This window comes from Peribacillus sp. NPDC097198 (assembly GCF_044762055.1).
In the GTDB taxonomy this organism is placed as follows: domain Bacteria; phylum Bacillota; class Bacilli; order Bacillales; family DSM-1321; genus Peribacillus.
On record NZ_JBIWDO010000007.1, the window covers coordinates 176,541 to 190,426 of the forward strand.

Sequence of the window (13,886 nt, forward strand, 5' to 3'; positions counted from 1 at the left end):
TCATTTTATTAGAAATTGTACTAATTAGATAAAAATATTTTATGAAAAAAATGAAAAAAATTCATTTGGAACCAAATTAAATTGGTTCTTTTTTTCGGGAGGAATTTAGATGAAACTTGTTTTATTATCGGGAGGTTCAGGAAAACGACTATGGCCATTGTCAAATGACACCCGTTCCAAGCAATTTCTAAAAGTTCTTGAAGCGGAGAATACTGAGAGGCAATCAATGGTCCAACGAGTATGGGGCCAATTGGAAGCTGTCAGTCTTGCTGACTCAGCTATTATTGCTACATCCAAAATGCAACGAGATATGATTCATAGTCAGATTGGTACAGAGGCCCCACTCATCATTGAACCAGAAAGACGAGATACCTTTCCTGCCATTGCTTTAGCTGCTTCTTATTTATATTCTGTTGATAAAGTATCATTAGATGAGGTTATTACCGTCCTACCGGTGGATCCTTATGTAGATGATGCTTTTTTTAATAAAGTAAAAGAGTTGGATCAATTGTTAACAAATACGAATGCTGATTTAGCTTTAATAGGTGTTAAGCCCACATATCCTTCTTCCAAGTATGGCTATCTTGTTCCTGAATCCCAAGTTCAAGACAATCAGTATTTTCGAGTAGACCATTTTACAGAAAAACCAAGTGAAGAACAAGCAGCGTTATTAATGGATAAGAACGCTCTTTGGAATTGCGGTGTTTTTGCGTTTAGGTTAAGCTACCTTATTGAAATCCTTCATCAAATGAAATTGCCCACTCAGTTTGATGAGTTATATTCCATCTACCATACCTTGCCTAAGATCAGTTTTGACTATGAGGTTGTTGAAAAAGCTCAACATATTGTAGCCTTACCCTATGAAGGCTATTGGAAAGATCTTGGTACTTGGAATACATTAACGGAAGAAATGGTGACTACTCAAATAGGGAAAGGGATTATTTCGGAAGATTCTATTAACACCCACTTAGTAAACGAGTTGGATATACCCGTAACCGTTATAGGAACAAGGGATATCGTGGTCGCTGCCAGTCCAGATGGAATCTTGGTTTCTGATAAGGCCTCTAGTCCGAAAATTAAGGAATTGATTAAAAGTTTTGATCAGCCACCCATGTATGAAGAACGAATGTGGGGCTGGTCGCGGATTTTAGATTATGCCACCTATGAAAGCAGTCAGGAAATGGTAACCAAACGGATCTGTATCTATGCAGGAAAGAATTCTAGTTACCATTATCATCATATCCGTGATGAAGTATGGACCGTTGTAAGAGGAGAAGGCGAGCTGGCGCTTGATGATCGTATAACTCGTGTAAAAGCAGGAGATATCATCCATCTTCCAGCTGGGAAAAAGCATGGCATTCGTGCCCTGACCGAATTGGAGTTTATAGAAGTGCAAACAGGATTAGGTATTAGTGATGAAGACTTTGTCCGATTGTACTTTACATGGGAAGATGTGGTGACTCACTTTCAGCATTCTAAAGGGAAAGTGATTTTATAATGAAGTAAGAGGAGAGACAATTGTCTCTCCTCTTTTTTATTCAGGTGTCCAGAAAAAGATATCGTACTTATAAAATAATTCCGAATTGCTTCATTCTAATATCTATAGTAAGGGAGAAATGAGTATGAATGAACCAATCTTCCTTACCCCCTCGTTTCAAGAACGGATTTGGGGTGGGACTAAGTTAAAGTCCATCTATCAATATGATATTCCCTCAGCGCAAACAGGTGAATGCTGGGCAATATCTGGGCATGAAAATGGTGAGAGCACGGTGATCTCAGGGGAATACTCAGGCGAAAAATTAAGTGATTTATGGGAAAACCACCCGGAATTATTTGGTTTCTATCATAGTGAGAAATTCCCATTACTGATCAAAATATTGGATGCTAATTATGATTTATCTGTCCAGGTCCACCCTGATGATTTCTTTGCCAAAAGTCTTGAGAGCGATGAACTTGGTAAAACGGAGTGTTGGTATATTATTGATTGTGAAGAAGATGCGGAGATTGTTTTTGGCCACCATGCTCAAACAAAAACAGAGCTTGTTACTATGATTGAAAACAATCAATGGGACGATTTGCTTCATCGTGTAAAGGTTCATCCTGGTGATTTTTTCTATGTACCAAGTGGGACAGTGCATGCGATTGGAAAAGGTACGCTTGTATTAGAAACACAACAAAGTTCGGATACGACGTACAGAGTATATGATTATAATCGAACGGGCCCGGATGGTGAAAGAAGAGAGCTTCATTTAGAGAAAGCTGTTGCCGTAGCCACGGTGCCTCATATAACGAAGAAAGTAGAACCAAAGATTTGTAGAGTGGATGAAGCCACCATTACCACCTTTGTGGAAGATCAGTATTTTAGTGTGCATAAATGGGAGGTTCACAACCGAATTGAATTGGTACAAGATCAACCCTTTATGTTAGTTAGCGTTCTTGAAGGGAATGGAACAATCCAGGTGAATCATAAAGCATACCCTATAAAGAAGGGTCAACATTTTATTTTGCCTTATCGCATGGAAAACTTTATATTGAATGGATTTATGAGTTTGATCGTATCTCATCCATAAATAATGAAAAAAATTTATTTAGAGAATGAAGGTGTCTCATCGCATGATATTGGTTGTAGGTGGAGCTGGATATATAGGCAGTCATACTGTCAAAGAATTGGTCAAGGTTTCAGAGGTCATCGTTTTAGATAATTTATCAACGGGGCATCGATGGGCTGTTGATGATCGAGCTTTATTTATTGAAGGTGATCTTGGTAAAAAAGAGGATGTAGAAAAAGTCTTTGAAATGTACCCAATAGAGGCCGTGATGCACTTTGCTGCGAATAGCTTGGTTGGGGAATCAGTGGTAGAGCCTTTAAAGTATTATGAGAATAATGTAGCTTCGACGTTAACTCTACTAAAAACCATGCTGAAGTATAATATAAAGAATTTCATTTTTTCTTCTACCGCTGCTACATATGGAATCCCAGAGGACAAGCTCTTAACAGAACAATCCGCTACAAATCCCATTAATCCATATGGTCGTTCTAAATTGATGATCGAGCATATAGTAGAAGACTTTTCAAAGGCGTATGACTTCCATTATATCGTCCTACGTTACTTTAATGCAGCTGGTGCTCATGAAAGTGGATCCATTGGCGAAAGGCATGAACCGGAAACTCACCTTATTCCTATTATCCTTCAGCATTTACTTGGGCAACGCGAGAAAATATCAGTTTTTGGAACAGATTATAATACACTGGATGGTACATGTATTCGTGATTATATTCATGTTACCGATTTAGCTCGTGCACATATTTTAGCACTCCAGGCTCTATTAAATAAGCAAAAACAAGCAGAAGTCTATAATCTGGGAAATGGAAAAGGATACTCTGTTGAAGAGGTTATTCAAACGTGTGAACGTGTAACTGGGCTTCAGGCCATTGTTGAGAAGACTGAACGAAGGCCAGGTGATCCTGCTCAGTTAGTTGCCTCTGCAGAAAAGATTTACCATGAGTTAGGATGGAAAGCACAATTCGGAATTGAACAAATTATTGAAAGTGCCTGGAGATGGCATAGCATTCAAAATAAAAATGACTGAAAACCAACAAAAACCTAACTGGTTAAGGGGTTTTTAGTTTTTTGATATGAAAGGAAAGATGGGATAGATATGAAAATTGCTGTTGCAGGTACAGGGTATGTTGGGTTGGTCACCGCTGTTTGTCTGGCCGAAAAGGGGAATGCTGTAACCTGTGTGGATATCGATCAAGGGAAAATAGATTTATTGAGTAACGGCTTCTCTCCTATTTATGAGCCACAGTTGGAAGATTTGCTGAAGAAGAACAGGGAAAGTCTTACTTTCGTCAGTCATTATCAAGCGGCTTATATGAACGCGGATATTATTATCATAGCTGTAGGGACACCAGAGAGAAAAGACGGATCGGCTAATCTTCAATATATAAATGAAGTGGCAAAACAGATTGCACAAACGATTGAGAAAGATTGTGTCGTTGTTATTAAATCGACTGTTCCTATTGGAACGAACGATAAAATCGAGAAATTAATAAATGAAAATTTACGAAATGCTGTAAGTGTCGATGTAGTTTCAAATCCAGAGTTTCTCGCACAAGGATCAGCGGTAAAAGATACGTTAGAAGCTTCACGAATTGTCCTTGGTGTTGAGTCGAAAAATGCGGAAAGAGCCATGAAAGAAATGTATAAGAATTTCAATATTCCATACGTGGTGACAGATAGACACAGTGCCGAAATGATTAAATACGCAGCCAATGATTTTTTAGCATTAAAGCTTTCCTACATTAATGAGATTGCGAATCTTTGTGAAATCGTTGGGGCAAATATAGAAGACGTAGCAAAAGGAATGGGAATGGATCCTCGAATCGGCGATAAATTTTTACAAGCCGGAATTGGGTATGGTGGTTCTTGTTTCCCTAAGGATACGAAGGCCCTCCATTGGCTTGCTAACTATAACGATTATGAGATCAAGACTATAAAGGCGACCATTGAAGTAAATGAAAATCAAAAAATTAAATTGATTAAGAAAGCAAGAAAGTATTTTAGTAGTCTCGATGGTCTTAACATTGCTGTGCTTGGATTGACCTTCAAGCCTGGAACTGATGATTTAAGGGAAGCCCCATCTCTTACAAATATACCGATTATGCTTGAAGACGGAGCCAATGTGAAGGTTTGGGATCCAGTAGGCATGGACAACTTTAAAAAGGTCTTCTCCCATGCCGTCACTTACAGTCAGTCGATCGAAGAGGCACTTACGGATGCCGATCTATGCTTTATTTTTACTGAATGGAATCAGATTAAAACGTTAGAGCTTGAAAAGTATGCGTTGCTCATGAAAAACCCGATTATTATTGATGGACGGAATTGTTATTCAGTGGAGGCTGCTGAGGCTGCTGGGTTAACCTATGAATCAATAGGAAGAAAAACAGTGACTACGGCAATCACCTTAAAAAGTAATTAAATGCCCCAAACCCTTACCATATGCACTCTTTCTCTATAAGGAGAATGAGTGCTTCTTTCGTGAGCACTTGGTTAGAACAAATAATGGATTAAGCTGTTTATTAGGAAAGAAACTAAAAGAAAAGCTAGTATAAGATTTTCTGGTAATTTAGAATGTGTACTTTACCACTCAAAGTCATTAATTTTATCCCCGCATACAATTCGCATATTTAATTACACATCCATCATGTAAAATCACTTGCTAATATACCTATACTATGTAATTATCAATTGGAATACTTTCCCTTTTGTTATTTACCATAAAATAAAAATAATGGTGTTTTAGAGGACAGCAATCAAATTTGGAGTGGATATTTCTAATGACCTTTCATGATATTTTAATAGACGTGGTTTTAAAATCGGAATCCAATCAGGATGTAACGGTAGATGATGTAGTAGAGGAACTGAAAGAGAAATTGAGTGGCATTATGGAAGGGTCTTTCCATGAGAAATCGTAAATGGTTATTCCCAACCTCCCTTATTTTATGGGCAATGTTGATTTTCTTCTTTTCCTCGCAAACGTATGAGGAACAGAGTCTTTCTTCTTTTTTAGGACGGTTCAATACACCGTATTGGTATGAATTGCTTGGGGGCATTTCGTTCATGTATGGTGGGGCCGAGGTGAGTGTACATTCCGCTGGGGTGGATGGTTTTGTTGAGTTTTTCATTCGAAAAGGTGCGCACCTTTTTATCTTTTTCGTATTCGGATTTTTGACAGTTGGTGTTTGGAGGAGTTTTGTGAAGGAAAAGGACCTTTCTTTTTCTGGATCTCTTTTGTGTGTATTCCTGTACGCGATTGCGGATGAGTTACATCAGAAGTTCACCGGTGGGCGTACTCCTTTATTGCAGGATGTGATCCTGGATACGTTCGGGGGATTGTTGGGTATTTTGTTTTTTCTACTGATAAAGAGACGGTATAACCGTGCTTAGCTTACTCGATGATATTCTCGATTTTTTCACTTACCTTTGTGCTTTCTGTTTTTTGGTAGTGAAGCTCAATCCTCTATTACACCGCTATTGGTAAACTTTCTCCTTCTTTAACATACTTGGATTCATAGAGATAATAAAAATTATATTTATCTCATTCTCTCTAGAAATTTTCAGATTAAGTACTCCAATTTCCTATTAGTTCTTACAAAATATAGTGTTCATTATTCAAGGGGTGATTCTTAATGAATCACCCCTTGAATCCTAGTTTTAACATACCCAATTTATTATTTTTTAGGAAGCATAGGAGTAGTCCATTGATAACAAATAGAGTGTCGAATATTATCAAAAAAAGTATATATTAACAACCCTTTATTGTATAGAATAGTAGTAAGTAACTGGTTAGGGAGTTGGGTTTTGTGGAAGTTATAGGGATTGATCGAATATCAATAGAAGGGTTAAAGGTAGAATTGATGGAAATGGGTTCTACTGAGGAGAGGGCTTTTGAAGATTGCATTTCTAGCATGATTACGCAGAGAACGCCATCTGTAATCGAGGATCTATATCAAATTTTAGTAGATAATGAGGTAAACTTAGATGTGAGGTTCCGGGCCTTTTTCGGGATAACTTTATATCACCGGCGACAGAACAATCATACAGAATTTAAACGACTTGTAGAACAGTATATAGATGAATTTAAGGGATTCAAGCTTCATTATCACGTGCTTTCTCTCATGCATAAGTCGTTTAATGATAGGGATGGTATTTTAAAATCCATTGACTACAGTAGGAAAGCTATTGAAGAGTTAAATAGGCATGTGGGGGTTTTACATAATTATTGTGAAGCAGTTATCACTGCTTTAGAGGAAAATATTGAGGTTGAATCTGAGGATGAAAAGAATATTTCTTCATTTATTGAAACTGTTATCATTCTCGCTCCAAATTATGCTAAATTTTATTGTACGAAAGGCAGGATTCTCTCCCATAATAAGAAATTTGAAGAGGCTAAGAAAAACATTATTTATGCAATAGACATTGAAAATAGTAAGTCGAATGATTACTCCATCAGAATTAGTGAGTATCGAAATTTTCTGGTGCAAGTTAAAACAAAAGAGTTATATGAATTAGTGAAATCGGATATTGAAGAAGCGAAAGTTACCGTTTTATCCGCTCAAGATTCCGTACAACACCTAGTGGAAACTACTGAAGAAAAGATGGAAAGTATGAAGGCTCAAAACCTTCAAATGCTAGCATTTTTTACGGCTATCATCAGCTTCATCATTGGTTCTATTAATATTCTGAGTAAACAACCGAACTTCGAACAAGCTGCGATGTTGATTTTGGTGCTTGCTGGATCCATGATATTGGTGAATGTAGGATTCAGTATTTTAATTTCTACGGCAAAGCAGAGGATATTGAAGTACATACTGGTGTCTTTCGTTGGTTTCTTGTTAATAGCAGTGGGTATTGTAACTAATATCCTCATATAAAAGGAGGTCTGAATATGGGATTTCATTATGATGTGGTCTATCTAAAAGGGGTTAATCAAGAGAATGAAGATGCTTACGTCGCAATGGAGGAGACAGGTGTTTTTTCTGTCATAGATGGGGCGACAGGCCTTGGAAGTTTATCTGGGAAAATGGCAGCAGAGATTATTAAAGAAACTTTAGAACAAGAGGCTGAGCATCAATCTCTTATGAATAGTATAGACATAGGAAATGGTAGAATTCGTAAAAAAGTTTGTGAGAAAATGAATACTGACGATTTTGATTCTATCCCTAAGGAAAATAGAAGTACATGTGGGCTTGCAACGATAAGAATAAAGGAAAATAAGGTAGAGTATGTTCATGGCGGTGACTGTATGATCTTCGTCCAATATGGAAACAAGGAAATTCGCCAGATTACATATGATCATTTATCGAAATTAGATGGAGTGTCCATTGAGCTACATAAACATTCTATTGATTCTAGATTAGGTGATGGTGTTGATGTTGATCCCAATACATGGAGTGAAACGGAAATTACCAACCTATTGAAAGACACAAGGCAAGAAATACTGCCTAAAATTATTGAGAATCGTAGGAAACTGAACACAAAGGGTGGATATGGAGTCCTTGATGGGAGTTCCGAGGCCATTAGTTATTTGGATTATGGAATGTTTCCTTTGTATGACGCCAAAAGAATCTTATTGCTTTCAGACGGACTTCAGTTGCCCTTTCATAAAGCAACAGGACAAGACGCTTGGGTCAAGACAGCAAGCTATGCCTTTGATAATGGTTTAGAGGCATTGAAGAATGAGGTACTGAACCTTGAGAGTACGGATAAGGCGTGCTATACCTATCCAAGGTTGAAATTCGCAGATGATAAAACTGGAATTCTCATTGAATTTGAATGAATCGAGTAACCTCTATATCTCAATAAGAGTCACGACTCGCACCACTATTCAATTATAGAACCCGCACGCTAGAAGTATGTCTAATAAGCATGCTTCTTTTTTGTCGTTCCTTTCATATATATAGGGTAAGGATAGGCTTTCTGAAGGTGATGTAGATGATGAGACGCAATAGAAGTCCAATTGGGATCGGATTCTGCCTAATCGCATTATTAGTCCTGGGAGGGTGTATCGTTTTTCTTTGGCCTAGTGGACCTGAGCGATTAGTGGATGATTTTTATGCGTACGAGAGTGAGGCGGAATTCGGCAAGTCGTGGGAATTGTTGAGTGCTGAAATGAAGGTGCGCTTTCCGGTTCGTGCTGATTATGTGCAAAATCGGGCTCATGTCTTCTTGCAGCATATGGATGTGGAAACCTTTCAGTATGAAGTGGGACGTTCAAAGAAAGTGAAGGATTGGAGCATGGGGAAAGGTGGCAAGGTCCATAAAACAGCGTACAGGGTCCCTGTCACACAGGTGTTTGAGTCTCATTTTGGTGTGTTTACGATCGAACAGGATTGTTATGTAGTGAAGGAAAAAGGCGAATGGCGTCTGTTTTGGGATTATCGATTTGAATAGATGCCTCTCCTTTTTCAACATTTCGCTCCTTTTATCGAAAAGGGAGAGGATATTTATAAGGGAATTGACGGATTAAGGTAGTGATCATGAAGCATATTTCATTCTAGAGCGATCACTGATGGCCTTCAGAATAAACATTTTGTCTTGTTTGCTTAACATTGCCCAACTACCTGCCTTGATTTTCATACAATCCACTCCTTTTATTTGTTTGAAATGTTTAGATCTAAGCATGATGATTCACATGACCTTGTGTCTAATGAAAGTTGATTCTCGTAATGAAAGGTTCAAGGGGAAGAAGGAATTTCTTAGCTCTTATTAGATTATACCGTCTTTTCCCCTCTAATAAACAACAAAAATTCCAACAAATCTCTACAATGGGTGTCCGTTTTTTGTCAGAATGTTGGATGGGTAAAATGAAAAAGCTGTCTGGATGCGGTCCAGGCAGCTTTTTCGTTTTGCGTTATTTGACGGTTAAATGTTCCTTTAATTCTCTTTGAATCTTTTTTTGTTCTTCTTCCGACACAAGATAGTAGTAGATTCCGTCGATTTTCGTTCCGGTACCGGCTATGGATGATTGGGAAATGTCATTACTTGCGTCTCTATAGTTCTTTTGAATGTCCATCATGTCATCAAACGTCAAATTAGTCTGGATATTTTTACTTAGTGCGTCGAATACGTCGCCGTAACTTGTTAAGGTCGATACGCTTGCCCCTTCTTTAATGACCGCTTCGATAATGGCACGTTGTCTGGATTGACGACCGAAATCACCATTTGGATCTTCGTATCTCATTCTGGCATAGGCCAACGCCTCTTTACCGTTCAGTTCAATCATGCCTTTGTTGAAGGTCGTCCCCTCTTCAGTAAAGTTCAAATCGTTTTGGACGGTGACACCGCCGACTGCGTCCACGATATCTTTAAAGCCTTCCATATTGATCTTCATATAATAGTCGATCGGGATATCAAGAAAATTCTCGACCGTATCCATCGCCATCTCGGCGCCGCCGAATGCAAAGGCGTGATTGATTTTATCCTGAGTGCCATGTCCGACAATCTCAGTACGAGTATCTCGTGGGATGCTCAGCATTTTCACGGACTTCAATTTTGGATTGACGGTCAAGACAATCATCGTATCCGAGCGGCCTTTGTCGCCATCCCGTTCATCGACACCGAGCATCAGCATGGAAAAAGGCTCATAATCCGATAATACGAGTTCTTTGGTCCGTTTATCTGTACTGCGCTCTATAGGTGTATGCATGGTTTCGACTGTCTTTGTTAAGGAATTCCATACGGAGAATGCAAAAGTCCCCCCGGCTAGTATAAAAAGAAGGACGATAATGCCGACTACTTTTAGCCATGTTCGTTTCTTTTTCTTCTTTTTTTCATGTGTCATCGTCTACTTCCTTCCTCACTTTAATCACTTAATCTATTATAATAAATTAGTTATTTAAATAATAGGATTTTTGGTATTTTATAGTATATTTGACAATGCATGTGTAGTCGTGTACTATTTAACTAACACAGTGGTAAAGGGGATGGGGAAGTGAAAGCGTTTAGAGGATTGATGCAAAAGGAGTGGCTGATCGGGAAGTCGGTTCTTCTTTGGTTGCTGCTGGCCCAGGCGGGGTTAGTGTTTGTTGCCTATTTACTTGCGAAGTATTTAGAAGTGGCTGGTTTGTTTTACATCAGTTCACCGATGGTCATTTTGATGCATCCGCTGATAATGATTTTCCTTATATGTAGTCGTTTGAATGTGGAAGGTAAGGCACAAGTCTGGTTGTATAATCCACAGTCTTCCGGGATGCTACTAGGTAGTAAATTGTTGATCAGTGTACTGTTCCAGGGGATGTCATTGCTGTTTGCCTGCCTGCTCACTTTTGTGACCATGAGGATTCCGACGAGCCATTTTGGTGTGAGTTTTCACACGGAGAGTATGATGTCATTCTATAATTTGCTTCAGATGGGCATTTTCTTGATGGCGGTCAGTCTTTTCCTTGCCCTGGTCATGTTATTTTTATGGGTGGTTTACCATGCATTGGCTCGGGTGTCAGCCATTAAACCGTTTCGTTGGCTGATCGTTTCCCTTCTATTTATAGGGATGGTCATGGTGGGGAGCTGGTATGAAAGTACGGCTGTTTATCAACAAATGGATACGGTCTGGGTCGTGGACGTTTTGAGTGACTCTTCATTTACCATGTCGGCTGATAATTTGAAATTTTACCTAAATACGGGAGGCATATCCCTTCTGACAACCGGGTTGGATATCATCACGTTAGTGTTATTATTCCTAGCTTCATGTTGGCTGCTGGACCGAAAGATCGAGGTGTAAGTGTATGACAGAGGAGTTTCATGCGACAAAGCCGATTTATTTACAGGTAGCGGATCGAATTTGTTATTCGATTGTCCGCGGGGAGATAAAAAGTGGTGAAAAGCTACCATCGGTTCGAGAGATGGCTATTCAAACGGGCGTTAATCCAAATACGATACAGCGCACGTACGCTGAGATTGAAAGGGATGGAATTGTGGAGACAAAAAGGGGGCAGGGAACATTCGTTAAAAATGATCCAAGCTTGATCGCTTCGTTACGGGTGCGGATCCAAACGGAAATCATGGAAACGTTCGTGGAGAATATGAAGGAGATTGGCTTGTCAAAGCCGGAAATGCTCACGGCGATACAGGCATTTTTGACAGAACGGGGTGATGTGGAATGATGATTGAAATGCAGGACGTGACGAAGAAGTATGGAAAAATTGTGGCACTGGATCGTGTTTCACTTTCGTTTGATGTAGGAAAGATTTATGGTGTGTTAGGGGCCAATGGAAGCGGTAAGTCGACCCTGCTCAAACTGATTGCCGGTTTGGTGAAACCGGATCATGGTGAGGTGACGGTCGAGGGAGATAAGGTAAGCAGGAGGATTGCCTCTTGCGTGTCGTATTTGACGGAGTTGGATTTTTTCTACCCCGCGTTTACGGTTGGTCATTATATTGATTTTCATGCTTCGCAGTTTACGGATTTCAATCATAAAAAGGCCATGGAAATGCTGACATTCATGAAGCTGGATGTTTCAAAGAAAGTCAGTTCTATGTCGAAGGGAAACAGGGGCCGTCTTAAATTGGTGTTGGCTTTGTCACGGGAGGCACCAATCGTATTATTAGATGAACCATTTTCAGGCTTGGATGTGATGGTTCGTGAAGAGATTGTTCGCAGCCTGCTTACGTATATTGATTTTGAAAAACAAACGGTCATCATCACGACGCACGAAATCGATGATATCGAGAAGGTCCTGGATGAAGTGCTATTGATCCAGGATGGGCAAATCATTGCCAAAGAGGAAGTGGAAGGCATCCGTGAAAGAAACGGGGAATCAGTAGTGGGATGGATGAAAGCACATTATAGGTGATTAGTAGGACTCCAAATGAGGATTTGGGGTCTTTTTATTGTAAAAAAAGTTATTGGGTATAATTACCACGTGAGAAAATGTTGATAAACTTATGGATTAATAGGAAAATATAACTAATATCATTTAACTACTAATTTACATATGAAGGGAAATGAAACGTGTGCGGAAACAGAGGTATATAAGGTTTTTGATGATGTTTGGAGCTTGCATCTTTATGTTCTCAGTGGCAGGAAAAGCGGATGTACATTCGGCTTCGACCGTGAATCAAGCTAAAACGATTAACGTGAACAAGATGTATAAGGGTTCTTTAACTAATAAGAAGGAGATTTTGTATAAAGTAACTTTAACTGAGCCGGGAAATGTCACGTTATCGATCAAACGGAATGCCAAGACCTCTTTTGAGGGACATATCCAGAATAGTAAAGGCTACATCTATACGTTCGTTTATACGAAAAGACAGGATGATACATCCGGGTTTGATGAAGTGCAAGTAGGTTTGCCTAAAGGGACGTACTACGTGCGGATCAACAATAGTGGTGGGAAAGGCTCCAAAGCGGATTATCAATTTTCCACGAAATATACAAAAAGCCCGTTTTACGAAAAAGAGTCCAATGATAAGATAGCTACAGCGAATGCCATCAACCTGAATGCCACATATAAAGGGGTCATTAGTCACTCTGATGATCGCGATTACTTTAGATTCGTCGTTCCGCAAAATGGAAATGTCACATTGAACATGAAACAAAAACGGGACACGATATGGCGTGGGTCTATCCAAGATCGTTCCAATAAAAAGTCGGCAGAATTATATTCGAATGAAAATGGAAGCCTCACAACCTATATGAAAAAAGGGACCTATTACTTTTTGATGGAAAACTATGATGATTCCGTCGATGTTCCGTACGAGTTTACGATTTCAGATAGGACCAGTTCATTAAAGGCTTCCCAAATCAATGTGACAAATCATACAGGCAAAGCGGATAGTGTAAAGGTAAGCAGCCTGAAAAAAGGTGATGTCGTCACAGTGTATGATGCGAAAAGCAAAGGGAATGTCATAGCGAAAACGACGGCGAAAGGCACTTCAGTGAGTTTTAAGGTCAGCCAGCTTGGCAAAAAGACAGGCAAGGTCTACGTGACCGTGATGAAATCACCTTTGAGGGAAAGTGACCGTGTCGCCCAAACGTTTAAAGGCGAAACCTCGCCTTCTGTGAAAACAAGCCAGGTCAAGGTGACGAATCATAAGGGAAAAGCCGACACCGTGGTAATCAGTTCCCTCGTGAAAGGCGATGTCGTGAAGATTTACAAGGCAAAAAGCAAAGGAAACATGTTGTTGAAAGGGACGGCGAAAGGCAAAAAGCTAACTCTTTCTATAAAGCAGCTTGGTAAGAAATCGGGCAAAGTATACGTGACGGTAACCAAGTCAGGACAGCAGGAAAGCGGAAGAGTGGCTGTTTCCTATAAAAAAGAAAAATAAGAGGTGACCTCGGATGAAAATCTGGGGTCTTTTTTTTAGGAAGGCTTGTTCTTAGTCA

The 13,886-nt window shown here is 39.4% G+C and carries 14 protein-coding genes; 13 read left to right on the forward strand and 1 reads right to left on the reverse strand.

Annotated elements, in window-relative coordinates:
- The first annotated feature begins 109 nt into the window (after positions 1-109).
- The 9 genes from ACIQXQ_RS14290 (at position 110) to ACIQXQ_RS14330 (ending at position 8,957) form a co-directional block, all read left to right on the forward strand.
- Positions 110-1,498, forward strand: coding sequence for a sugar phosphate nucleotidyltransferase (locus ACIQXQ_RS14290; RefSeq protein WP_402958288.1), 1,389 nt, complete (start codon positions 110-112; stop codon positions 1,496-1,498).
- Between the two features lie 124 nt (positions 1,499-1,622).
- Entirely contained in the window at positions 1,623-2,570 is a 948-nt protein-coding gene (gene manA, locus ACIQXQ_RS14295) for a mannose-6-phosphate isomerase, class I (RefSeq protein ID WP_402958290.1), read from the forward strand.
- Positions 2,571-2,613: 43 nt separating this feature from the next.
- The gene (galE, locus tag ACIQXQ_RS14300; protein ID WP_402958292.1) at positions 2,614-3,591 is read left to right on the forward strand and encodes a UDP-glucose 4-epimerase GalE; all 978 of its coding nucleotides are present in this window, start codon (positions 2,614-2,616) and stop codon (positions 3,589-3,591) included.
- Between the two features lie 69 nt (positions 3,592-3,660).
- Positions 3,661-4,983 (forward strand): UDP-glucose dehydrogenase family protein, encoded by a 1,323-nt coding sequence (locus ACIQXQ_RS14305; protein ID WP_402958294.1) that lies wholly within the window; start codon positions 3,661-3,663, stop codon positions 4,981-4,983.
- Positions 4,984-5,341: 358 nt separating this feature from the next.
- The gene (locus ACIQXQ_RS14310) at positions 5,342-5,479 is read left to right on the forward strand and encodes a YwzD family small protein (protein WP_402958296.1); all 138 of its coding nucleotides are present in this window, start codon (positions 5,342-5,344) and stop codon (positions 5,477-5,479) included.
- Positions 5,466-5,951 carry a VanZ family protein gene (locus tag ACIQXQ_RS14315; RefSeq protein WP_402958298.1) on the forward strand — a complete coding sequence of 162 codons (486 nt, stop codon included), beginning with the start codon at positions 5,466-5,468 and terminating at the stop codon, positions 5,949-5,951. Before ACIQXQ_RS14310 ends, ACIQXQ_RS14315 begins: the two co-directional genes overlap by 14 nt.
- Positions 5,952-6,367: 416 nt before the next feature.
- A complete protein-coding gene (locus ACIQXQ_RS14320; protein ID WP_402958300.1) occupies positions 6,368-7,438 on the forward strand; it encodes a hypothetical protein in 1,071 nt (356 codons plus the stop codon).
- A 14-nt stretch (positions 7,439-7,452) separates the two neighbouring features.
- Entirely contained in the window at positions 7,453-8,343 is an 891-nt protein-coding gene (locus ACIQXQ_RS14325) for a PP2C family serine/threonine-protein phosphatase (protein WP_402958303.1), read from the forward strand.
- 158 nt (positions 8,344-8,501) lie between these two features.
- Positions 8,502-8,957 carry a hypothetical protein gene (locus tag ACIQXQ_RS14330; RefSeq protein WP_402958305.1) on the forward strand — a complete coding sequence of 152 codons (456 nt, stop codon included), beginning with the start codon at positions 8,502-8,504 and terminating at the stop codon, positions 8,955-8,957.
- 460 nt (positions 8,958-9,417) lie between these two features.
- On the opposite strand, the gene tagU is transcribed toward ACIQXQ_RS14330, so the two are convergent.
- Positions 9,418-10,347 (reverse strand): polyisoprenyl-teichoic acid--peptidoglycan teichoic acid transferase TagU, encoded by a 930-nt coding sequence (gene tagU, locus ACIQXQ_RS14335; protein WP_402958307.1) that lies wholly within the window; start codon positions 10,345-10,347, stop codon positions 9,418-9,420.
- 150 nt (positions 10,348-10,497) lie between these two features.
- Between tagU and ACIQXQ_RS14340 the strand changes: the two genes are divergently transcribed.
- The 4 genes from ACIQXQ_RS14340 (at position 10,498) to ACIQXQ_RS14355 (ending at position 13,828) form a co-directional block, all read left to right on the forward strand.
- On the forward strand, positions 10,498-11,283 hold the full coding sequence (locus ACIQXQ_RS14340; protein ID WP_402958309.1) for a hypothetical protein: 786 nt from the start codon (positions 10,498-10,500) through the stop codon (positions 11,281-11,283).
- A gap of 4 nt (positions 11,284-11,287) precedes the next feature.
- Entirely contained in the window at positions 11,288-11,665 is a 378-nt protein-coding gene (locus ACIQXQ_RS14345; RefSeq protein ID WP_402869737.1) for a GntR family transcriptional regulator, read from the forward strand.
- Positions 11,662-12,354: an ABC transporter ATP-binding protein gene (locus ACIQXQ_RS14350; protein WP_402869735.1), complete on the forward strand. Its 693-nt coding sequence runs from the start codon at positions 11,662-11,664 to the stop codon at positions 12,352-12,354. The genes ACIQXQ_RS14345 and ACIQXQ_RS14350 overlap by 4 nt, the downstream gene beginning before the upstream one ends.
- A gap of 214 nt (positions 12,355-12,568) precedes the next feature.
- On the forward strand, positions 12,569-13,828 hold the full coding sequence (locus ACIQXQ_RS14355) for a hypothetical protein (protein WP_402958311.1): 1,260 nt from the start codon (positions 12,569-12,571) through the stop codon (positions 13,826-13,828).
- Positions 13,829-13,886 lie beyond the last annotated feature (58 nt).